14 protein-coding genes and 2 pseudogenes are annotated in these 22,178 nt (G+C 56.6%); 7 read left to right on the top strand and 9 right to left on the bottom strand.

Annotation, left to right across the window (positions count from 1 at the left end):
- Positions 1 to 260: 260 nt before the first annotated feature.
- Positions 261 to 2,681, bottom strand: a complete 2,421-nt coding sequence (locus tag NJU76_RS22925) for a PAS domain-containing sensor histidine kinase (RefSeq protein WP_254532771.1) — start codon at positions 2,679 to 2,681, stop codon at positions 261 to 263.
- Between the two features lie 368 nt (positions 2,682 to 3,049).
- Between NJU76_RS22925 and NJU76_RS22920 the strand changes: the two genes are divergently transcribed.
- Entirely contained in the window at positions 3,050 to 4,438 is a 1,389-nt protein-coding gene (locus tag NJU76_RS22920; protein WP_254532770.1) for a phosphoglucomutase/phosphomannomutase family protein, read from the top strand.
- A 211-nt stretch (positions 4,439 to 4,649) separates the two neighbouring features.
- On the opposite strand, the gene NJU76_RS22915 is transcribed toward NJU76_RS22920, so the two are convergent.
- A complete protein-coding gene (locus NJU76_RS22915) occupies positions 4,650 to 5,627 on the bottom strand; it encodes a DUF1214 domain-containing protein (RefSeq protein WP_254532769.1) in 978 nt (325 codons plus the stop codon).
- Positions 5,628 to 6,055: 428 nt separating this feature from the next.
- Positions 6,056 to 7,048, bottom strand: a complete 993-nt coding sequence (locus NJU76_RS22910; protein WP_254531133.1) for an IS110 family RNA-guided transposase — start codon at positions 7,046 to 7,048, stop codon at positions 6,056 to 6,058.
- A gap of 401 nt (positions 7,049 to 7,449) precedes the next feature.
- Here NJU76_RS22910 and NJU76_RS22905 point away from each other — a divergent pair, with 401 nt between their 5' ends.
- Positions 7,450 to 7,659, top strand: coding sequence for a hypothetical protein (locus tag NJU76_RS22905; RefSeq protein WP_254532768.1), 210 nt, complete (start codon positions 7,450 to 7,452; stop codon positions 7,657 to 7,659).
- A 347-nt stretch (positions 7,660 to 8,006) separates the two neighbouring features.
- A complete protein-coding gene (locus tag NJU76_RS22900; RefSeq protein WP_254532767.1) occupies positions 8,007 to 8,222 on the top strand; it encodes a hypothetical protein in 216 nt (71 codons plus the stop codon).
- 201 nt (positions 8,223 to 8,423) lie between these two features.
- On the opposite strand, the pseudogene NJU76_RS22895 reads toward NJU76_RS22900, so the two are convergent.
- From NJU76_RS22895 to NJU76_RS22885, 3 genes and pseudogenes are all read right to left on the bottom strand, one after another.
- Positions 8,424 to 10,081 (bottom strand): annotated as a pseudogene (locus NJU76_RS22895) (AMP-binding protein).
- 58 nt (positions 10,082 to 10,139) lie between these two features.
- Positions 10,140 to 10,370 (bottom strand): hypothetical protein, encoded by a 231-nt coding sequence (locus NJU76_RS22890; protein WP_254532766.1) that lies wholly within the window; start codon positions 10,368 to 10,370, stop codon positions 10,140 to 10,142.
- A 478-nt stretch (positions 10,371 to 10,848) separates the two neighbouring features.
- On the bottom strand, positions 10,849 to 11,865 hold the full coding sequence (locus tag NJU76_RS22885; protein ID WP_254532765.1) for an NAD(P)-dependent alcohol dehydrogenase: 1,017 nt from the start codon (positions 11,863 to 11,865) through the stop codon (positions 10,849 to 10,851).
- 394 nt (positions 11,866 to 12,259) lie between these two features.
- On the opposite strand from NJU76_RS22885, the gene NJU76_RS22880 reads away from it, so the two are divergent.
- Together NJU76_RS22880 and NJU76_RS22875 are read left to right on the top strand one after the other, a co-directional pair.
- On the top strand, positions 12,260 to 12,889 hold the full coding sequence (locus tag NJU76_RS22880) for a TetR/AcrR family transcriptional regulator (protein ID WP_254532764.1): 630 nt from the start codon (positions 12,260 to 12,262) through the stop codon (positions 12,887 to 12,889).
- The gene (locus NJU76_RS22875) at positions 12,882 to 15,596 is read left to right on the top strand and encodes a phosphoenolpyruvate synthase (RefSeq protein ID WP_254532763.1); all 2,715 of its coding nucleotides are present in this window, start codon (positions 12,882 to 12,884) and stop codon (positions 15,594 to 15,596) included. The genes NJU76_RS22880 and NJU76_RS22875 overlap by 8 nt, the downstream gene beginning before the upstream one ends.
- 94 nt (positions 15,597 to 15,690) lie before the next feature.
- On the opposite strand, the gene NJU76_RS22870 is transcribed toward NJU76_RS22875, so the two are convergent.
- Positions 15,691 to 16,683 carry a transposase gene (locus tag NJU76_RS22870; RefSeq protein ID WP_254530048.1) on the bottom strand — a complete coding sequence of 331 codons (993 nt, stop codon included), beginning with the start codon at positions 16,681 to 16,683 and terminating at the stop codon, positions 15,691 to 15,693.
- Between the two features lie 84 nt (positions 16,684 to 16,767).
- Here NJU76_RS22870 and NJU76_RS27210 point away from each other — a divergent pair.
- A pseudogene (locus tag NJU76_RS27210) lies at positions 16,768 to 17,580 on the top strand (PEP/pyruvate-binding domain-containing protein); the annotation flags it as partial.
- Positions 17,581 to 18,442: 862 nt separating this feature from the next.
- Here the strand turns inward: NJU76_RS27210 and NJU76_RS22860 are convergent.
- Positions 18,443 to 18,964: a PEP-utilizing enzyme gene (locus NJU76_RS22860; RefSeq protein ID WP_254532761.1), complete on the bottom strand. Its 522-nt coding sequence runs from the start codon at positions 18,962 to 18,964 to the stop codon at positions 18,443 to 18,445.
- A gap of 860 nt (positions 18,965 to 19,824) precedes the next feature.
- Here NJU76_RS22860 and NJU76_RS22855 point away from each other — a divergent pair.
- Positions 19,825 to 21,177, top strand: coding sequence for an FAD-dependent monooxygenase (locus NJU76_RS22855; protein WP_254532760.1), 1,353 nt, complete (start codon positions 19,825 to 19,827; stop codon positions 21,175 to 21,177).
- 31 nt (positions 21,178 to 21,208) lie between these two features.
- Here NJU76_RS22855 and NJU76_RS22850 read toward each other — a convergent pair whose 3' ends face one another.
- The gene (locus NJU76_RS22850) at positions 21,209 to 21,826 is read right to left on the bottom strand and encodes a TetR/AcrR family transcriptional regulator (protein WP_254532759.1); all 618 of its coding nucleotides are present in this window, start codon (positions 21,824 to 21,826) and stop codon (positions 21,209 to 21,211) included.
- Positions 21,827 to 22,178: the final 352 nt, after the last annotated feature.

The following is a 22,178-nucleotide window of genomic DNA, read 5'->3' as shown; positions in this document are numbered from 1 at the left end:
AATGGGGTGTGTAGCGAGGGTATCAGCAGTCGCGGCTCCGGGCGTCAGGGCTATCCCACGTCTGACCCGTCACTCGTTCGGGGTCGCAACGTAATCCCTGTGGGGTCGTGTTGAGTACATCCTCTGATTGATTTGCCGTGTTGGACGTAACTGCTTGCGGGTGAGCTATGTCGTTGCGGCAAAGCCCCGTCCTCAAGGAGTGACCGACCGCCGCAAGGCGGGAGGGAGCGAGTAGGGCAGGGTAGTTTACTTGAGTGCATTCACGTCTCGTCACCGCTTGCTGCAGGAAGCGTAAACGAGAAGGTCGTACCCTCGCCTGGTTCGGACTCGACCCAGATCTCGCCACCGTGGCGCTCGACAATGCGCCTACAAAGCGCGAGGCCGATCCCCGTTCCCGAGTGCTCGTCCTGCGCGTGCAGGCTCTGGAACACCTCGAAGACGCGCTCTCTGTCGTCCGGGTCGATGCCGATCCCCTCGTCGGCGACTGAGATAATCACATCCGAACCGACCCGTACAGCCGAAATATCCACCTGTGGCGGATCGTCGCCACTGTACTCGAGTGCGTTAGAAAGCAGGTTCTGGAATACCTGGCGTAACTGCCCTGGGTCACCCTCGACGTGAGGCAGCGACTCGGCCGTGATCTCGGCATCGCTCTCCTCGATCACCATCTGGAGATCCGTGCGGACGTCCGTGAGAACGGCGTCCAGGGCAACCGGCTCGAAGGGATCGCCGCGTCTTTCGACCCGCGAATACTCGAGCAGCCCCTCGATCATGTCGCGCATCCGGTCGGCGCCGTCGACTGCGAACTCGATGAACTCCTCACCGTCCTCGTCGAGTTCATCCGCGTAGCGGCGCTCGATCAACTGAAGATAGCTCGTGACCATCCGCAGAGGTTCTTGCAGGTCGTGTGAGGCGGCGTAGGCGAACTGTTCGAGACGCTCGTTGGATTTCTCGAGTTTCCGCTCGAACTGTTTGCGCTCGGTGATATCGGCCAGCGCCCCGGGGAACGTTGCTGGATTCCCGTCGTCATCGAACTCGACGTGACCGCGCGCAACGACCCACCGGAGTTCGTTGTCGGCATCCCAGACCCGGAACTCTTGTTCGTACGCTTCCCCCGATTCGATGACGTCCTCGATCTTTTGTTTGACCCGTTCGCGATCGGCGTCGTGGATGGCCGAGACGAACTGGTCGAGTGATACACCCTCGGCGGCCGCGTCGGGATCGATCCCGAACGTCTTCGCGAACGACGCACCCGTGACCATCTGGTCATCGGGAATATGCCACTCCCATGTCCCGACCGCGCCGGCTTCGGCCGCCGCCTCCAGTCGCTCTTTTGCATCCTCGAAATAGCGCTCGCGTTCGACACGCTCGGTTACGTCGTTCGCCGCACCCAACCATCGAGTGATTTCGCCGTTCTCATCCAGGAGCGGTGTAGCACGCGAGAAGAACCAGACTACTGTGCCGTCTTCACGAACGACTCGGTGTTCCAACTCGAAGCTGCGTTTCGTTCGAACAGCTTCGTCAATAGTTTTCCGAACGCGGGGCTGGTCTTCGGGCGGAACGTATTTTTCAACCCACGATGGCCCTTGCTCGTCGGTGTCAGCGAGGAAACCCGATCCCTCTAAACTGTGCATTTCGCTCCAGTCCACGTTCGTACTGAACACTGCATCCGACGTGGTGGTGACCAACGCGCGAAAGCGTTCTTCGCTCTTGCGCAGTTGTTCGTACGCTTCTCGCTTTGCTTGTCGTAATAGCTCCTGTCCGCGCAGCATGATGTCCGATGCGAGCTGTGAATCAGCCCTGTCTGGATCTTGTAGCAGTTCCTGCTCGCCGTCTGCTTCGAGTTCCTTGACGACCGGTGTGATGTCCTCGACGCTGTGGATGATATAGTCGATTTCGCCAGTCGTGTCAAACACCGGTGAATTGATCGGATTCCACCAGCGCTCCTCGAATTCGTCGCCACCGGACTCGCGGTCGGGGATCGGATAGTGCGTTACCGGCATGGTGTCCGCTTTCCCGTCCTCCACTACTCTCTTGAGCGACTCGTGCAGATTCTCGACGCCATCGGCCGGATCGTCGGGGTTGTTCGGAAAGATCTCGAACAACGTCTTCCCAACGATTTCCGCCCGCTCGGTCATCGTCGCGTCCAGATATGAATCGTTCACGGCCACGATTTCGTAGTCCTCGGGCTGTACGATGAGATAGTTGCCGGGCACGTTCTCGAACAGTCGACGAAAGGTCGCTTCGGTGGCTTCCGTTTCCGCCTGTTTGCGTTCGCCAACTTTGCGAACGATTCCGACCGTTCCTTGCGCGTTATCACCCACGTCGAGCACGTTCATCCGCACTTCACAGCGAATCTGTTCCCCTTCGGCGGTCTCCATGGTGAGATCGAGTAACTCGCTGTGATCGGAGGCGTTCGCTCGAAGACGGTCGATCTCACGTTCGATCGTCGCACTGTCGCCACCGAAGAGCACGGACACGTGCTCGCCGAGCAGGTCCTCACGCGTGTACCCGGTGATCTCGACGATGACGTCGTTGATAGAGACGAGGCAGCCTTCAGCGTCGAGTCGATAGATCCCATCGTCGATCGTATTGACGAGTGTACGATAGTGCTGGAGGGCCTGTGTGTCGTCCGTATTCCCCCAGAACGCCATTTCAGAAGCCTCGGCTCGTTCACACATACACGTGTTGAGACCCTCAACTCGGAAAAGTTCCTTGCTTAGACCGCTCCCAGTGTTATTTGGCAATCTGACATCGAATAGGACCACATTGATCGTCTTTTCGTCACGGTACCAAAATCCGTCAGTCAATCGGTTTGCATACCGAAAGCTCCCGTTTCAGTGATAAACGATTTCCTGTTTTGACCACTCACTACTCTTCACAAATCGAGCCCAGCCTCGTGCAACATTCAGCCTCTCTATTTGGCAGGCAGTTTATAGTATATTCTAGATGAACAGGTCGTTGCTCCGTCAAGACGCCCATATGTATACGTCTCTGAATATCCCCTTCGACACAGTATCTTTTTATAAAATGTGAATAAGGCTAGTGCGTGAAAACTGACCCAATTACGTTCGGGACGGATGGCTGGCGCACAATACTCGAGGAATTCACGGTACCGCGCGTGCGTGCAGTTGGCCAGGCTGTTTCAACATATCTCACAGATAATGGAGATGATCGTCCAGTTGCAATTGGCTACGATGCCCGGGAGCGATCGGCAGAGTTTGCCGAGGAACTCGCGGACGTCCTGTGTGCGAACGGGTTCGACGTCGTCCTCCCAGAACGGGATCGACCAACACCGGTATTCGCCTTCGGCATCGTTGACCGTAACCTCGCGGGCGCGCTCGTCATTACTGCGTCCCACAATCCGCCGGAATACAACGGCGTGAAGTTCATTCCGAGTGATGGAGCACCCGCCCTCCCCTCAGTAACTGATGCCATCGCAGATCGACTCGCCGAGCCACAGTCCGTCCCGAGTGACGAGCACGGAACGGTTCACACGGATGATTTCGTTTCACCCCACGCTGAACACGTTCTCGAGCTGGTCGATAGTAACCTTACGGAGGCCAATCTGACCGTGGCCTACGATGCCATGCACGGCAGTGGGCGGGGTACGACAGACGCCCTGCTCAAAAGGGCAGGAGTGTCGGTCGATCGGCTGCGGTGTGAGTCTGATCCGACTTTTGGTGGGTCCGCGCCAGAACCCGCGCCCGAAAACCTCGAAACCCTGATCGAACACGTCCAGTCACACGAGGCAGATCTAGGAATCGCGAACGATGGGGACGCGGATCGGATTGCAATTGTCACACCGAAACGGGGCTATCTCGATGAGAACCTCTTTTTCGCTGCGCTCTACGACTACCTCCTCGAGCAAGAGTCGGGATCAGTAATCCGGACCGTCTCAACGACACATCTACTCGATCGGATTGCGGACGCCCATGACGAGACAGCATACGAAGTCCCGGTCGGCTTCAAGTGGGTGGCCCAGGGGATAGCTGACCACGAAGCACTGGTTGGCGGTGAAGAATCGGGCGGCTTTACGATCGACGGGCACGTGCGCGAGAAAGACGGTGTATTGATGGCACTGGTCGCAGCAGCGATGCATGCCGAGGAACCACTCGACGACCGTGTCGATCGCCTGCTCGAGACGCATGGAACGATTGTGCAAGACAAGCGCAGCGTTGCGTGCCCCGACGAGCAGAAAGCGGCCGTCCTCTCTGCACTCGAGGACGAGATTCCCAACTCGATCGCCGGCGTCGCTATCGAGGACGTGAACACTGCGGATGGATTCAAACTCACGCGTGAAGACGGCTCGTGGCTGTTGATCCGGCCCAGTGGGACCGAACCAGTCCTGCGGGTGTACGCTGAAGCGGGGGAGACAACGCTGGTACAGACTCTACTCGATGCCGGTGAAGAATTAGTTCGAGACATCCAAAACTAGTGGTGTTTCACCCGTCGACTGGTGAGTATCAGCATCCGTGCCGTGGCAGATTGGAACTGTGAACTGACAGTAACGGCGTGCAAGACTTAGAGGATGAGTTCAGCATATGACCGTCGGTAGAAGAGGGTAGAAGAGGGTAGATGAGTCGATATTCGATATCGCGGTGATTCAATCTCCTGAAGCGGCAACGACCGATATCCGCGCGTTTGCCTCATTCCACCGGCTGGGTTTCGGGGAACTGATAGCTCCCGTCGAGGATCTCCTCGTGCGGTTGGTAGAGTCGGACCATGTAGTTCCAATCCGCTGGTGTGTAGAGGAAGTTGAGCTGGTCGGGATCCCCCCCGAAGTGCACTGTGACACTCCCGTCATCGTTCCGCTCTGCGGTCACGTTATTAACCGAGTACGCGTCGTACTCGTTTTCCTCGAGATACCAGTCGCTGTTGTAGACGGTAATCGACCAGAACCCGTCGACGGGGACGTCCTTGACGGTGAGTGTATGTGGCGTCACGCCGTCGTTCTGGTCGGGGATCCTCGAAAGGTAGAACGTTTCAGACGCCGGAAATCCGAATGGTCCCACGCTACCGAGCAAAAACTTCACGGGGTCTACTTCGTCGATGTCGCCATAGACGCCCCGCAAGTCGTCCATCGTTTTTCCGACTGTTGCGAGCGCTTCGAAGAGTTCTTCACGTGTTTGGTGGTCCCAGTTAGGAATCTCGAACGTGCCGACCGAGTCCTGACTCACCGCGATCTCGTCCTGTAATCTCCGGGCGGTCTCTACGTCATCCGGATCGTTCGGGTCGACGAACGTGCGGATCAGGACACAGGCGTACCGCGTCCCGATCTCATTCTGTGTCAATGTGTACTCGCCCGGATCGTAGTTGAACTTCTTGACGTACTGATCCTCGTTGAGGACAACCACCGACTGGTAGCGGTCACCGGTGTCCGGTTTGGTGATGGTGGCTGGTTCGGTCAGGTCGAAGACAGCAATCGAGTAGAGCGTGTCTCGATTGCTCGCGGTTTCGACCTGTTTGTCGAGGGGGAGGAGCGTTCGGTAGTGATAGAACTCGCCGAACCCACCCCATTCAACGAAGCGCTCCATCTGTCCGTGTAACTGTGACCGCGGGAAATTCTCCCAGGTGACCGGCACTGTCTCACTACTCTCTGTCGTGTGGTGTATCTCTTCACCCATAGCGGAGGCCTCTCACGAGTGGTGCATCGATGAATTGCTGCACTCGACTCAGAGTATCGTACGACGGACTTCCTGATAAACTAATGTTAAATATCTGACGAATTTCACGACGGATAGATAGTACGGACAGAGGAGAAATTCGATCCGGTACACTGTGGTGTGTTTCTACCGAGCAACTACTGTCTCTCGGTGCCAACCATCGCCTCGTGCACCATTCGCGCTCCTATGAAAATCCCGCACCGATCCATCCCACACCATTGACAATAATTGTTTGGGTGAACTGCTAGCTCACCCAAACACAGCTGCGAAATCACCTGACGGCGGCCACTTCAGAGAAAGAACCTCCCGGCAGGCGGGGGAATTCTTGTTGCGGTAGCGGTAGCTGTGCGGACGAAAGCAAGCCGTGCCTGAGCGACGTGAACCGTCGCTCAGGCACTCACCTCCGGTGGATCGTACGATTCCTGTCGCTTCAGCATGTGGAAGATGGAGACCAGCATCTTCCGAGCTGTTGCAACAATCGCTATCTGGTGGTTTTTCCGCCGTTTCAACCGTGTGTAAAAGTTGCCGAGGTAATCGTCGTACCGGACGGATACATGAGCACACTGGACGAGGGCCCAGCGCAGTGGCGCTGAGCCCTCTTTGCTGATGCTTCCATGGACTTCCATATCGCTGGACTGGTGAACCATTGGATCGAGTCCAGCGTAACTCACCAGTTCTTCCTGCCGGTCAAACCGATCAATCTCACCGATTTCTGCAACGATTAACGCAGCCGTGGACTGTCCAACACCCGGAATCGACAGCAGCCGCTGGGCTGCTGGCGATTCCAGTGTCTTCTGCTCGATTTTTTCTTCGAGCTTCTCAATCTGCGCGTCGTACTCATTGATCACGGAGAGGTGTGCCTCAACGATCGTTCGATCAGCCTCACTGAGCGAGAGTTCCGCGAGGAACTCTCGCCCAGTTGGGCCGAACAACTCGCTGTCGTAGGCGTTGTCGGTGCGCTTGAGGACGGCTCTAACGCGGTTTTTCTCTGCTGTCCGTTCTTCGACCAGCGCCTTCCTCGTTCGGACGAGATCCCGCAACGTGCGGATCTCGTCCGACGGGATGTAGCTCTCAGCGAGCATATCCGCCCGAAGCATGTGCGCGAGTCGTTTAGCGTCGATGCGATCGGTCTTGACCGTCGCATCGGCGATGACCCTGTTTTTTGATGGGTTAACGAGTGTAACGTCGAGATGCTCGTCGAGCATCTCGTACACCGGGCGGTAGTGACCAGATGCTTCGATCGCAGCTTCGCCACCGGCGTACTGTTCGGCGAGTTCGTCAAGACGATCGTTTGGCAAGCGAATCTCGTCTTGCAAGTTGCCGTCGTCGTCCACGACGGCAACTTGCGAGTATCGTGTGTGCGTGTCTATTCCGAGGTACATAGGACGCCTCCGTTGGGACTGATGCGTGAACAAGAGATCCTCCTATACGTGCTTGATGGCACAAGATTCCGCGTCTTATCACGGGCTCGGACCATTCTGTGTGACGTGCTTGATGCACCGCGCGAATTACGGTCTCAGCCAGTCCCTGTAACTTGTTCACGCTTCAGGGACTTAGATGCGGGATTTTCATGGATTCTGTGTATCTTGCAGCGTCTCGACGAACTACCGAGGAACTGTCAGGAGACCCGTGCGAGATACAGAGTGTATATGCAGCACTCAACTCAATAGAATTCGGGCTTGATCGTCCCAGACCACCCTAGACCGTACTCGGCGTCTTGAACGGTCAGTGCGCCCGGGACGGAGACCGAAGATTGTTGTATCGCCTGAACGACTCAAGTGGTATGAGCGTCAGCAAGGGCCGTCTCGATGGCCGGCTCTCAGACATCGATCCGGTCGTTGCAATGTCTATTCCGATCGTGGTTGCACCCTTTGGCTTTCTTATCGGCTCGCTGTTCTTCACGCATTTGGTTAGATCGGAGATCGAGGCAGTATGGCTGACGACGGTCGCCCTCACCGTCCTCTCTTTCTTCATACTTTCGTGGCGTTACTGACTTGCGACAGGGACATCGCCACCGTACCGTTGTTCGGAACTTCTGCCCCGCTTCCGATGGAGCCGAGTGGTAAGCGAACGTACTGTACTTCCTCCGGCTGTACTGAAGCGAGGCACCCGATGTGCGAGTGTTTCCCGTGCTGCATTCGCGCCCTGTATCTTGCACGCCTCGCTCAACCTATCCAGTAGCTGGCAGAAAGCGCGTGCAAGATACAGAGGATGTAGTCAGCAAGCGGCTATTGTTCCTTCCACGTCTTGAGCTTTGGAACAGGCGATAAGCAGGTGTGCTTTCGTATGGCTCTCCTGGTCAGCTGAACGTATATCTGAACAAGCGTATAAGCAGAATCAATGGCCACCGAAAGCCCCGAATCTGATAGTTTCTCCCTGATTCAACCCCGACTACTCGTAGCATTAGTCGTGATTGCCACGCTTGCAATCTCGGTAGACCTTGTGGGTCTACTGAATCTGTTCGGGGTTGAGACAATCACCGATGCAATTACCCCGTTTCTGGTGATGGTTATCGGGGGGTATCTTGGCATCGTGATTTCAGACCGTCTTTTGTAGCGAGTTCCCACCGGGAATTAGTCGGTAAGTGAATCCTCTGTACTTACTGATTCAGAACTCCGTTATCAGCAGACCATCTCTGACCGATACGCGCTGTGTATCTTGCAGGGCTTCAGAAAAATGAGGTGGAACTGGCAGTTTGCTCGTCGGATGATGTACTCACCCGTTCATGGTTGAAGCTACACTAGACTCGGAGTGGGTTCACTCCTCGGCTTCTCGATCGCGCAGCTTTCGGCGCTGAATCTTGCCGGTGGTGGTCGTCGGGAGTTCGTCAATGAACTCGATTTCGCGAGGGTACTCGTATTTGGCTAGCTGGTCACTGACGAGATTCTGAATCTCCGCACGAAGTGTCTCGTCGTCGGTGGTGCCATCAATGGGTTTGACAAATGCTTTGATGATTTCCCCGCGTGTCTCGTCTGGGACCCCGATGACAGCAACCTGTTCGACGGTCGGGTGTTCAAGAATGGCGCTCTCGACTTCGCCCGGACCGACGCGATACCCAGCTGTGATGATGACGTCGTCGTCGCGTGATTTGAACCAGAAGTAGCCCTCTGCATCCCGATACCCCAGATCGTCGGTAAGGTGCCAGACGGTCCCCTCGGGGCCTTCGACGCTCGCAGTTTCGGTCTTCTCGGGCTCGTTCCAATACTCCTGGAAGAGAACCGGGTCATCGCCACGTGCGACAGCGATCATCCCACCTCGCCGTCATCGAGTCGCTCGCCGGTCTCTTGGTCCACGATGGCCACCTCGTGACCGGGCACCGGCTTACCCATGCTACTGGCTTGTGCTGGGAACCACTCACGGCAGTTGGTCACGAGGAGGTTGGCTTCCGTCTGGCCGTAGAGTTCGTTGACGACGACGCCTTCCAGTTGTTCGTCGGCCCAGTCAAGAATCTCGGGCGTCAACGGCTCGCCGCCCGAACAAATAGTGTTGAGTGCGAGGTCGTACTGCTCAGTAGGGTCGTCAACAGTCATTAGCATCCGAATTGCGGTCGGTGGGAGAAATGCATCAGTTACGTCGAACTCCTCGCACAACTCGTAAGCCGTTTCGACGTCGAACCCGCCCATTGAATAGCTTACAACCGGTTGCCCGTAGTGCCACGCGGGGAAGAGAACATCCCCAAGCGCGCCGATCCACGCCCAGTCGGCCGGTGTCCAGTACACCGATTCGAAGACATCGCGCTCGAAGTACATATAAAAGGCTGGACAGTGGCCAGCCCAGAGGCCGTGCCCGTGCAGGACGCCCTTCGGCGGGCCGGTTGATCCGCTCGTGTAGATGATGATTGCCGGCGTCTCCTCGTCGGTGTCGACGATATCGAAGTCGGTAGCATGACCGGCGTACATCTCGTCGAACCTTTCGACGTCGTCGCTGGGGTCGTCGGCGTCAACGGCGACGACGTGTTCTAATTCCGGGCAGTCCTCGCGTACGTCGCGAACGGTATCGAGCATCGATCCGTCCGCGACAACGACGTTTGCCCCACTATCCCGGAGGCGATATCGGAGTGCATCGGGTCCAAAGAGCACCGAAAGCGGCAGCGAAATCGCTCCCAGTTTCCAACACGCAAGATGGGTCAGCGGGTTCGCGGGCTTTTGTGGGACGACAATCGCAACGCGATCACCACGCTCTATGCCGCGCTCTTCGAGCGCATTGGCGACTTGGTTCGACAAGTTGTCCAGGTCGCGGAAGCTGTAACTCTCACGTCGTCCGTCGGGGTACGCTTGGTGCAACGCAGTACTCTCTGGGTCATCGTGTTTTTGGAGCAAATCCCAAGCGAGATTGTACCCGTCTGGGAACCGCCACTCGAAGTTCTCGTGGGCTTGTTCGTAGGTCTCGTCGTTGAGTCTGATATGCCAAGTCACACCACGTACTCTAGCTTCATCGAACATAGAACCTCAGTACCTCACAAATTATCCCCAGTTAATTAGCGATGTAGCGTGAGTTACCAACAAACCAGAGCCAGATTTGTGCCCCAAGATCCATCCCGCCGCCAAGAGACGGGAAGCCGTCGACGCGAGCGAAAAAGAGAAAGAGCATATCCAGCAGACTCCGACGAAGTTGTGTCGAGCAACCTAAACCGAGGATGTCATAGTAGGTGTTCCGAAGATCGAGTGCGAACCTGGACTGCTGAAGGCAGGGATATTCCTCCATACCTGTTGATATCTCCGATCAGGGATATTATTCAAGCAAAATGCTGCATACAGCGCGGCATTCACCTCCTCAAGAAGCGTCCGGCGTGATGGAGACGGCTGTCTGGCCTCCTGATACCACGTGTCGGGAAGATTCGGTTCGTAGCTGCTCCTTGAGACTGGGGTCATCGAGGAGGTGCTGAACACGAGCCTGCAGCGGTTACCGGTTTGCAACCAATGACGTCGTTCGGGAACTCTTCGAACCGAACAGCGTCTTCAACTCGGTGGCTGAAAACCCCTGAGAGACTTCTCATCTCTGTCCTCGGTGACTCTTCGTCTCGGCGAACTGGATGTCTCCCCGAGGTGAACTCCCACTGCGAACTTCTCTTCCCCTCGACGGGGTACAAGCGAGCTGGCGGTCGTCTCGATCTGTTCCGGTGGAGTCCTCGATGTCTCCTACGCTGCGTTCGGTGGTCTCGACTCATCTGAGGTTTGGCCAGTCAATCGATCGTAACCACGGCAGTCCCGCGCTTGTGCCCGGTGTCGACGTAGCGGTACGCCTCGACGATCTCCGCTACCGGGTACCGCCGCCCGATCACCGAGCGGATCATCCCGGAGTCGAGGAGCTCTCTTAGCTCTCCGAGGTATTTTTTCCGCACGCCCGCCGGCTTCATCCCCGTGGCCGCGAAGACGGCCCGCCTGTCGCCGACCAGCCTCGTCCAGGCCATGTAGAGAAGGATCCCTACCGAAGGGACGGTCGTCATATACAGCCCATCTGGGTTCAGCGCGTTTTCGAACTGCGCGAACGACCCCTTGCCCACGGCGTCGAAGATCACGTCGTACGTCTCGCCCGTCCCGGCGACGTCGGTGGTCGTGTAGTCGACGACCGCGTCGGCGCCGAGCGACCGCACGAGGTCGACGTTCCTGGTGCTGCAGACGCCGGTGACCTCGGCGCCGGCGTGGGTGGCGAGTTGGACGGCGAACGTCCCGATGCCGCCCGAGGCGCCGTTGACGAGGATGGACTGGCCAGGCTGGAGGTCGGCCACGTCCCGGAGGAACAGCACCGCCGTGAGGCCGTTGTCGGCGACGGCGGCAGCCTCGGCGTTGCTCACGCCCGCGGGTGTCAGTTCGAGCGTGCCGTCCTCAGGGACGCAGACGTACTCGGCGTGTGCGCCCGACTCGGGGGCGGTCGTCCCGAACACCCGGTCGCCGACGGCGAAACGCGTGACGTCCCTGCCGACGGCCGCGATCTCCCCGGCGAACGCATCGCCCGGGATGGACGTAGGTCGTCGGAGGCCGCTGAAGAAGCGGACGGGGAACGGTCGTCCCTCGCGCATGGCCGAGTTGGCCGGGCCGACGGTGGACGTGCGGACGCGAATCAGGACCTCGTCGTGCTCCGGGGTGGGTTTCGGCGCTGAGCAGAGTTGGAGGACCTCCGGGCCACCGTACTCTCTGGCCGCTACGGCTTTCATTCTCGTGTCGGTCCTAGTCGTTCGTTCGGTGGTAGTCGTCGACATTTCGAAGGAGAAGTAGGGCGGCGAGTGTCGTAAGCTGAGTGCTCGGGGTCGGGAAAATTTGGTGAGCTGGAGGGTCGCTTCCCGACGCGACGTATTCGTCGTCACAGCACGTGCCGGATGTTTCCAGTGCAGGCATAGAGTTCGATCAGCGTGCCCTCATACTGCGCGAACGAACGCTTACTCGCGGCCTCTAAGAGGACGATGAAGCCTCTTCGTTCGATGGGAGGAAGCGAACTAGCCCGAGACAGAAAGATGGACTGTCAGCATTACTGTACCAGAATCTTCCCAGCGGAGAAACCCGGTAATGAGTGTTTGAACGAAATGTTCAAATATTCAGATAGCACATATCTAGTAGTCACGAAGCAGATCGCACTATCAAAACTCACCACAAACTATGCCTTCATTTTCAGAGGAGAAACGAGACCAAGTCCGAGAATCGCTCCGTGATACCGGTCGAGAACTGTTTACTCGACAGGGTATCCGCAAGACAACGATATCAGAACTCACCGGACCAGCGGGCATCGGCACTGGCACCTTCTACCAGTACTTTGACTCAAAAGAAGCGCTCTACATCGATATCCTAGAACAAGAGAGCAGAGAAGTCATCCCCCGATTGTTGCGGGAATCGTTTGAGGCACATGATGATCCAGAGACCGCAATCGCAGCACTACTCGAACAGTCTCTCAACGAAATAGAGTCCAATGCGATATTCCGCCAAGTCATCATCGACGAACAGGAACTTCCCCGTATACGCGAACAGATTCCGGACGAGGAAGCGTCTGAGAAACGAACGAGTGCGATTGACCACTTCCTTCCGTACATCGAAAGCTGGTACGATGACGGCAAAGTCAATGGCTCGGACCCAGAAGCGATTGCCCACACGATCAGGGCTGTCGTTCGGCTAGCCCAACAAAAAGACCACATTGGAGAAGAACGATATCCTCGGGTTCGAGAGACACTCATTGAGGCCGTCGCAGCCGGGTTGACGCGAGACCCGGACTCCGAGGAGTTCTCCAATGAGTGAAATCGGAGGAGCGCGATATGACAATCCGGCCGTCATTTCATTGAGCGATCCTGCAGCGACTGACAGCGAGCTTGTCGGCGGTAAAGGAGCAAACCTCGCACGACTTGCGACGTCGGGGTTTCCGATTCCGGACGGATTCTGTGTGACAACCGTCGCATACCAACAGCTTATCGATACACCGACGAGAGAGGTGATCGCTTCGCTATCCGAACTCGAACCGACGGATTCAGAAGCGATTGCAGACGTTGGCGCGACCGTGCGGAAGCAGATCCAGGAACTAGTGTTTCCAGACGGCGTTCGGGATTCCATTAGGGGAATACTCAAAAAGAAAGGAACCTCCTCAACGGAGACGTACGCAGTGCGGTCGAGTGCGACGGCCGAGGACCTCCCTGATGCCTCGTTCGCTGGGCAACAGGAGACATTCCTGAACGTACAGGGAGTGGATGCGGTCATCGACCGTGTCCGTGACTGTATGGCGAGTCTGTTCACTGATCGGGCTATCGCGTATCGAGCGAAGAATGGGATCTCACAGGAGGATATCTCAATTGCAGTCGTCGTTCAGCAGATGGTTTCTCCAGACGTCTCGGGGGTGCTCTTCACTGCCGACCCACGGACGGGGAACCGCCACACCACCACCATCGAGGCGTGTCTCGGTCTCGGCGAGGCGCTTGTCTCCGGAGAAGTGAATGCGGACAGCATCACAGTCGATGCTCGGACGGGCGATATTCGCACGTACGAGGTCGGTGACCAGCAGATTGCAGTTCGCCGCCGCCCCACCGGGGGTACGGAGACGGTCGAACTTCCGAGCTCCGAACGATCGAGACCAGTACTCACCGACGACCAGGTGCATGCACTGGTCAAGATCGGACGAGAGATCGAATTACTCTTCGATCGACCGCAGGACATCGAGTGGTCAGTAACAGACGGCGAGGTCATCATCCTGCAGGCCAGACCGATTACGTCGTTGTTCCCGCTGCCCTCACCCGCTCCAGATGACGATCGTCTCCATGTCTACATCAGCATGGGACATGGACAGTCGTTCGCCGAAGCGATGCCACCACTCGTGGTAGACGTCTGGAAGTCGTACGTTCAAACGCTGTTCACCGAATACGGATTTGACCCCGATACACAGTGGGTGGTCGAGGCAGGCGGGCGCATCTACCTCAACGTATCGCCTCCACTCCGCTCCAGTCTATTGCGAAAGCGGTTTCCTGAGAGAATGGGTGAGGCAAACGAGCAGATGGGGACCGCTATTGGCGACCTCCTCGACCGACGGGGTGAGGAGTTTTACCAAGACCGGACGCTCTTGGAACGAGTTGCTTCAATACCCACTGTTGCGAGTTCGGCATGGACGCTGCTGCGGGACTCCATCCCTCAACTAATCACGGTATTTGGGGGATTCGTTGGCGCGTTCATTGGTAGCCCTGTGTCTCCAGAGCGAGAACAGGCAAAGTGGGAAACGTGGGGGCAGAACATCGCCTCCCAGGTGCGGTCTCCTGAAGACACAGCTGGGCAAGTTCGTGCTGTCTTCGATATCCCCAGAGAGGCCACGCAGTTTCCAGCAATGGGTTCACTCATCGCCGGAAATGCCGCAGAGGGCAAACTCGAACGACAATTCCCCAATGCACCCAATGACGTCAACGCTGTCGGGAAGGGCTTGCCCCAGGAAATGCTGACGAAGGTCAATCTCGGAATCGGTGACCTTGCGGATGTAGCGCGAGAGTATCCTGCCGTCGTTGAAGCCCTCAATCGTGATGCACCGCTCGAAGCACTCGAATCTGTGGAAGGCGGAGACGCGTTCCGTTCTGAACTTGCAGAATTCCTCGATTCCTTCGGTCACCGAGCGACTGGAGAGATGGACATCAGCCGTCCTCGATGGCGGGATGATCCTTCGGTATTGCTGTCCATTGTTCAATCAACAGTCAAGACGAGTGACGTTGGAGAACACCGCGACCGCGTCCAAGAATTGGAACAGGAGGCTGCGGCGGCAGGAAAACGGCTTGAGCAACGAGCAGGCAACAGGGTCTTTGGTTCACTCCGTCGACGCCTCGTCACTCGACTGATCCGGACGTATCGCGATGGTATTCAAACTCGCGAGTATCCAAAACACGGTGTTGCATACTTCTACGCGGCATGGCACGAGGTACTTCGTGACGCTGGCAAACGGCTGGCCTCGCAAGGGAAACTCGTCGATCCTGATGATGTATGGTTCCTTCGTAAAGCGGAACTTTTCGACGTACTCGATGGCGAATCGATCGACGTCGATGTCACTGCTCGTCGCACCAAATTTCAACGTCACGCCTCGATGGATGCACCGCCGGTCCTGACGAGTGATGGTGAAGCTCTGAGCGGTGAGAGTGAACGCGAAGACATTCCAGCGGGGGCACTGGTGGGAACTGGTGTTTCAGATGGGACTTTTGAAGGCGTCGCTCGGGTTGTCCGGGATCCGAGTGAAGAGCGGATCGAAAAGGGTGAGATTCTCGTTGCCCCATCTTCCGATCCGGGTTGGACGCCGCTGTTTTTGAATGCAGCCGGAATCGTCGTGGAAGTGGGTGGGCAGATGAGTCACGGTTCCCTTGTCGCACGCGAATACGGGATTCCGGCGGTCGTCTCTGTCCGCAATGCAACCCGGAAAATACAGTCAGGTCAGCAGATTCGTGTCGATGGCACGAACGGGATTGTTGAACTACTAGACCGGGAATCATGAGTAATAGTACTACAGGACTGCCGTTCGCCCTTCCATTGGCCGATCCGAGAGCTACCGAGATTTCCCTCGTTGGGAGCGTGTCATAGAATCCATCTCATAGCTTCTCATAGCCAGGTTCGTTTCCTCGCTCGTAGTTGGTGATTGCAACGACGAGCCGGAGGCACAGCGCAAGGAACACTTCTGTTCGTGCGTGGACGCGGCCTCGGGCGCGGACGTGCCCGAGGCCGCAGTCCTTGACTGCGTCGTTGGTTCGCTCGACTCCTGTCCGATTGTTGTACGTCTCGTCCAAGATGGATTGTTTCAGCTGAACGTCCTCGCTGCGTTCCTCGATCCGGTCTTCGACCCTATACTCGATATCTTTCGGGTCGTCAGTGTTTCGCGGGTTGTACGGAGCAATTGGTACGACCCCTGCGGCCAGCAGGTGGTCGTGCCAATTGAGGATATCGTAGGCGCTGTCTCCAAGCATCCAGATCGGTGTATCGACGGCGAGCGCGTCACGCGTGACGCGCATCGCCGTCTCCTGATCCGCTTGCTTGGCCTGTGTGAACTCCGCTGCTATCGGGATCTTTGCGCCAGTAGAGACGATCGTACAGCCGAAGCCGTAGTAGTACTCTTGGGCTGTTGGATCGTAGTTCCACGACGCAGCGTCGTTGTATTGGATCGCCTCGACGTGAGTCGAATCGATAGAGTACGTGGAGTCGAGCAGGCCGCGGGCGGCGGCCTGCTCGACGAGTCTCTCGAAGACATCGTCAATCACGTGTTCGAGGTCGGTGAGAAATCGATCAACCGTGTCTCTGGATGGCGGTTTATCGAGTCCGCAGTAGTACCAGACGAGGCCGTGCTTGAGTTCTCGTGTAACCGGACGTGTGCCGTAAACATCTTTGTAGTAGCAGTGTAGAAAACCGCGGAAGAGATCGGGTGGCTGATGAACTCGTGCTCGCCCCCGCTTCGAGGGGGCGAACACGTCGTACTCCAGCAGAAACTCGAACTCAAGATGCTCGAATAGCGGTACTGTTTCGGTAGCCGCCGCATTCAAGAAGTCGTCTACCGAAGCTACGTCTTGCAGGGCTGCGATTGTGTTGGACACACTTTCCGCACCCTGCTGCTTCGTACGTGACGCTTTCTATGACACGCTCTCGTTGGTGGAAAAGGGGCGAACCTCGCCCGACTCATTCAAGCAGAGTTCCTGGTCCCAAAGGGCTTCGTCGTCACAACGGAGGCATACAATGCCCTCCTCGCTGAATCAGACATTCCTGATCGAACCCGAGCGCTCGAATCTCTCGACCCACAGGACACGGAGGCGATTGCAGAGGCTGGAGGGGCGCTCAGAGACACCATCCAGTCGTTGTCGTTTCCATCCGAAGTACGAACAGCAATCAAGGACGCAGTCGCTGACAGCGGAGTAGATAAGGCCTACGCCGCTCGATCTAGTGCGACCGCCGAAGATCTCCCGAGTGCTTCGTTCGCAGGCCAGCACGAAACCCTCCTCAATATTCAGGGCGAAGAGGAAGTCGCTGAGGCAGTCCGCACGTGCATGGCGAGCCTCTTCACTGACCGAGCCATCGCCTATCGGGCTCGAAACGACATCCCACACGACCAGGTTGCACTTGCCATCGTCGTTCAAGAGATGACCAATCCTGACGCGTCGGGGGTCTTGTTCACCGCCGATCCTACCACCGGTGAACGGAATGTCGCAGTCATCGATGCGGGATTCGGTCTCGGCGAGGCGCAGGTCGGCGGTGCCGTAACGGGCGACCATGCTCGAATCGACAAGGCCACAGGAGATATTCTATCGTACGACATCGGAGACAAACGCGTCGCCGTTCAGTCGACTCCGGGTGGGGGAACTGAAACCATCGAACTCTCGGCGGAACAGCGCTCGGACCGCGTCCTTACAGACGACCAGATACGGGCGCTCGCCTCGATAGCCAAGGACGTCGAGGAACTCTTCGGGACTCCACAGGACATCGAGTGGGCACTCGTCGATGGCGAAAGTATTCTGCTTCAGTCGCGCCCCATTACAACTCTCCCTGAGCAGCCAGTGGCATCCTCCGGTGACTGGACAGTCCCAGATCCGAATCTGGCATACGCTCGTGTAGGTCCCGCCGAGTTGCTCCCGGACCCCCTTTCGCCACTCTTCGAGAGTCTCGGTGGACCAATCATGACGGAATCATCAGTCGAGATGGCACGTGAGTTCCTTGGAACGGACGCGTTTTCCAGGGAAACCTACGCACTCACGACCGTCAACGGCTACGCCTACTACTCCGTCTCGCTCGCACCAAAATTCCTGTTGCGTATCTCGGGCCGGGGGGCCTTGGCGATACCAAAAGTCTTCGGTAATGTCGAGTCACACTGGCGAGAAACAGTCCGACCCCAGTACGTTCAGACCGTAGAAACTTGGGAGAAGAAGGATATAAGAGAGCTCCAAGCTGCTGAGTTGCTTTCAGGCGTCAAGACCATCCTCCAAGCGGCGATCAATTACTACAATTCATCTCGGTTCGTTCTTTTACGGGTCCGACAAAACGAGGCGCTGTCCACCACATTCTACGAACGACTCGTCAGACAACCCGAAGATCCGCCATCGCAAACGTTCCTCCGGGGGTTCGACAGCGAGCCAATTCGAGCCGAGAAGGCACTCTCTGACGTGGCAACGTGGTGTCGAGAGAATCCTGCACTGGTCGACGTTCTCCGTGAAACCCCTAGAACGGATGCGGCGATAATACTCACAGAAGAGACACCACCTGACAGCGTATCAGCCGAAGTATGGACGGAGTGGCAAGACCGGTTCCAAGCATATCTCGACGAACACGGGCACGCAATCTATGATTTAGCTGAAAGAGAGGGTGCTAAGCCCCCGCCCTCAAGGAGTCGCCGAAGGCGACGAGTAGGGCGGGGTAGTTCACTGGGCCACCAATGTCAGTCACGACTGCCGATGCCTTGGCGAACAGCGGTGTCCAGGCTGGAGCAGTCATTCGGGCCACGAGTACGTCATCAGCCCGGAACTTCGCAAAGTCCTCAGGGCCGTGAATTACGCAGGCTCTGCCAGTCACTTGTCCGGGGCTAGTCCCACCACCTCTGATGACGTTTTCAGATGTTTCTTCTCTCCCCTGTTCAAAGCGCTGGGTGTCGAAGCTGAATCCGAGGAACTGAATCTGGTCGGGGAGGATGACCGGTGGGTTCAGGCGTTTCCGCGACTCCCACCTCGCCCTACGCTCTTTCACAGTCTCTGTCACGTCGTTGAGGGGAGTCCCCCCGGCGTCGAGGACGCTTGCCATCTCATTGAGTTCCTCCCATTCTAGCCAGTAGACATCGTCAGCCCGGTCAGTTACTCCCGTCTCAGCGAGGCGAAGACCGACTTCCTTTGCCATCTGTTGTAACACTGGCCACCCTCGCCCGACCTCAGCGAGAATGTCTTCTCGCAGCGACGTGACGTTCTGGGCCTGCCTGAGTAGCAGACGAAATATCGGACGGCGAATCGGTCCGAGGCGGCGCAGTACTCTCTCGGTCGCCTGTTGTCGTCGTTCTGAAAGCTGGCGCTGACGCTCGTAGGGATTCGGTCCCTCGCTTTCAAGCAACCATATGAGCGTATCGAACAGGAGAGATGGGTCCGTGGCGGGAACCGGTTTGAGAATGTGTGAACTACCCTGCCCTACCGCGCTCGGGCTTACCCAGCCCTCGCTTGTTACGGACAGGGCTTCCTGCTTCGGTGTCGGAACGTGCAGGGAACGTCCCCACAGCGGTTCCAGACTCCACAGGCGGCCTCCCTTGACAGGTGGTTCGGAGTGTCCCACTCCTACCGAATCGACACCCGGCCACAACCGACGATGCACGCTTGTTGTCGCGTTTGAACACCGCCGGAAGCGTGGTGAGCATTTTAATACCACCTTCGATCGAAGAGATAATAAGGGTGCCGATTCACACGAAACCAAGACGTGCGGGCGCTGTCTCCCCTCCCTGCTCGGGCCTTCGGCGCTCGCTGCGGATAGCGCGGGACCGTCGGTCCCGATGACCATGCGAACGGCGTCGCCGTGAGCAGAAGGGGGCTTAGCACCCTCTCTTTCAGCTAAACTACGACTACGCAAACTTTCCCCATTGTAGTTGTGCATAGTGATAGTGAAGACAATTTGTTCATTTTGTTTTATCGATGAAAGAAAATATTCCAAACCGCCTCGATAACTTCATAACCAGAACTGTTTTAGAGTCATGAACCCAAGCTATCTTAGTAATCATGAACCAGGAAACGGATGGGAATAGCCGGGAACTTTCGGCTGACCTCGTAATCGTCGGTGCTGGGCCTGCAGGATGTGTCCTCGGATATTTACTCGCTAGAAGCGGTGTCGAGACGGTATTGCTTGAGCGCGAGGCGGACCTAGAACGGGAGTTTCGAGGTTACTTCTTCCAACCACTCGTCCCGAAACTATTCGACGAGATGGGCATTCTTCACGACCTCTTGGCCTCGGTAGATCACGAAACGGCCCGCGAAATTTACGTCTCGGCATTCGGTCGGCGATACCGAGGGTTCAATTTCACCGTACTGAACCAATCGTATGACTACGCTCTCTTCATCGAGCAACCGCCACTGCTTCGGTTTTTAATCGATCGGGCTGAGGAGTATGATAACTTCCAGTACTACGATAGCACGAGTGTGACCGACATCATCACCACAGATGACCCGAGGGTAGACGATGAGATCTCTGGCGATGTAGCCACAGGGGCTATGGTCGGTGTAGAAGCGCGACATCGACCGACGAGTGAGGAGTGGATCATCCACTCCCGGTTGGTCGTTGGTGCCGATGGTCGATACTCGACAGTTCGAGAGGCAGCGGGGATTGACCCTGGCCTTGACGATGTTGACGTAGACATTCTCTGGTTCAAACTTCCAGCCGATGCCGTCGAAGCAGAAACGCTCGCTCGGTTCGAACGCGACGGGTTCCTCGGCTTCATACCGCTCGGAGATCAAGTCCAAGTTGCCTGGTTTATCGAGGCAGGAGGCTATCCAGAGCTACGTGAACGTGGCATCGGAGCATTCCGAGAACAGGTTCGAGCTGTTGATCCAACGCTTGAAGGGGTATTGGAGAACCACCTCACGGACTGGAACGACTGCACACTGCTGCATCCAGCTCCTGGGGAAAGCGAAGAGTGGGTTCGTGACGGACTCATGTTGATAGGGGACGCCGCTCACGTCGCCAATCCGTTCGGTGGTCAGGGTAACAGCCTCGCCATTCAAGATGCCGTCGTTGCTCACCCGGTCATCGTGCAGGCGCTGATGGATCAGGATAAAACAAGACGCGAATCCACTACAAATCGTCCGCTTTCGAGGGGACAGTTGGAATCATACGAGAATGTTCGTAGGCCAGCCGTTCGAACCGTAATGGATGCACAGGCCGCTCAGACTCGTGGTGTGGAGTTTATGGTTGGCTCGCAGAAGTGGCTTCCAGGACCGGTCTACGAATACCTTCTGCGAGGTGCACTCGGACTTGCCGACAAGTTCCCGATGCTTGGACGACGGCGGACTCGTTTATACGCATACGGACCAGAGCCGATCTCTGTCGAGACGTCACTCTTCGTCGAAAATACGTAGAATTCCACTGCCCTACTTCCCAATCTTTCGCTTACTCGTCTTCGATTCCATTTGTACACCAATATGCGAGAGCCTCAATCATCAAACCCCGTACCGTGTCGTACATGCCCTCTCGATAGTCCTCGAACTCCTCGTGATGAAGCGTCATCAATCCGACAGCGCCCATGAGCCCAAAGAAAACCTCCTGATCAATATCTCGCATCTCTCCGTTGGCTTTCCATTCTTCGATGAACGGAATGAGTTCGGCTATAGCCTCCTGTTGGTGACGGTATAGCGTTTCATCCGACACGCTTCCAAACGCTGGCTCGTGCTCCCACTGGTCGATCATTTGCTGGAGAAGAGGACTTCCCTCGATCCATGATAGATATGCATCCAACAGCCGAACGATCCCTGTTTCGGCGTCATCGACTTCAGCCAGGTCCGTTCGTACTTGATCAAGGAATTCGTCCCGTTCGCGGAGAAATACTGCAAGATAGAGCTCTGATTTTGTATCGAAAAATCGGTAAAAGGTACTCTTTGCGATTCCGACCGGCTCAGTTATCTCCGCCACATTCGTCTTCTCTGGGCCGTACTGTAGAAACATCTCCCGGCCAGTCTGGATCAGTTCTTCCCTAATCCTGTCCCTCTCCTCGTCGCTGAATCCTCGCATACGTGATTTGTGACTCTATGACTCGTTAAGTTTTGTTTCATCTACCTCCCCTGCTTTGACACCGCTGCGCAAGTCCATCTCCGGTGAGAATCGCCACTGGGCACGGACTTACTATAGTAATTAGCGTACGTTTTCATACGTTCCAACGTGGCAGATCACACATATAATGAAATCGTAGTGACCGATATAGAGGATGAGTTCAGTACGACCGTTTTGAGTATTATCCTGATTTCTGAGTAGTCCGGTATCCCTCAATAGTCAGTCAATTCAGTCTTCATGGAGATCAGTAGTGGTCGTCTCTTCGACGATCTGAAATTCTGTTGAGCCACATTGGCATCCGTTTCTTGTTCCG

It is taken from the genome of Natrinema gelatinilyticum, from assembly GCF_024266705.1.
GTDB classification, from domain to species: Archaea; Halobacteriota; Halobacteria; order Halobacteriales; family Natrialbaceae; genus Natrinema; species Natrinema gelatinilyticum.
Note: the sequence above shows the minus strand (reverse complement) of the source record. Positions and strands in the feature narration are given on the sequence as shown.

Excerpts from the sequence above, each read along its gene's own strand:
- NJU76_RS22910 (WP_254531133.1), bottom strand. The coding sequence starts at position 7,048 with ATGTACCTCGGAATAGACACGCACACACGATACTCGCAAGTTGCCGTC.
- NJU76_RS22850 (WP_254532759.1), bottom strand. The coding sequence starts at position 21,826 with ATGCGAGGATTCAGCGACGAGGAGAGGGACAGGATTAGGGAAGAACTG.
- NJU76_RS22905 (WP_254532768.1), top strand. The coding sequence starts at position 7,450 with ATGAGCGTCAGCAAGGGCCGTCTCGATGGCCGGCTCTCAGACATCGAT.
- NJU76_RS22915 (WP_254532769.1), bottom strand. The coding sequence starts at position 5,627 with ATGGGTGAAGAGATACACCACACGACAGAGAGTAGTGAGACAGTGCCG.
- NJU76_RS22875 (WP_254532763.1), top strand. The coding sequence starts at position 12,882 with ATGAGTGAAATCGGAGGAGCGCGATATGACAATCCGGCCGTCATTTCA.
- NJU76_RS22860 (WP_254532761.1), bottom strand. The coding sequence starts at position 18,964 with ATGGCAAAGGAAGTCGGTCTTCGCCTCGCTGAGACGGGAGTAACTGAC.
- NJU76_RS22855 (WP_254532760.1), top strand. The coding sequence starts at position 19,825 with ATGAACCAGGAAACGGATGGGAATAGCCGGGAACTTTCGGCTGACCTC.
- NJU76_RS22890 (WP_254532766.1), bottom strand. The coding sequence starts at position 10,370 with ATGGAGGAATATCCCTGCCTTCAGCAGTCCAGGTTCGCACTCGATCTT.
- NJU76_RS22925 (WP_254532771.1), bottom strand. The coding sequence starts at position 2,681 with ATGTGTGAACGAGCCGAGGCTTCTGAAATGGCGTTCTGGGGGAATACG.
- NJU76_RS22885 (WP_254532765.1), bottom strand. The coding sequence starts at position 11,865 with ATGTCGACGACTACCACCGAACGAACGACTAGGACCGACACGAGAATG.
- NJU76_RS22880 (WP_254532764.1), top strand. The coding sequence starts at position 12,260 with ATGCCTTCATTTTCAGAGGAGAAACGAGACCAAGTCCGAGAATCGCTC.
- NJU76_RS22900 (WP_254532767.1), top strand. The coding sequence starts at position 8,007 with ATGGCCACCGAAAGCCCCGAATCTGATAGTTTCTCCCTGATTCAACCC.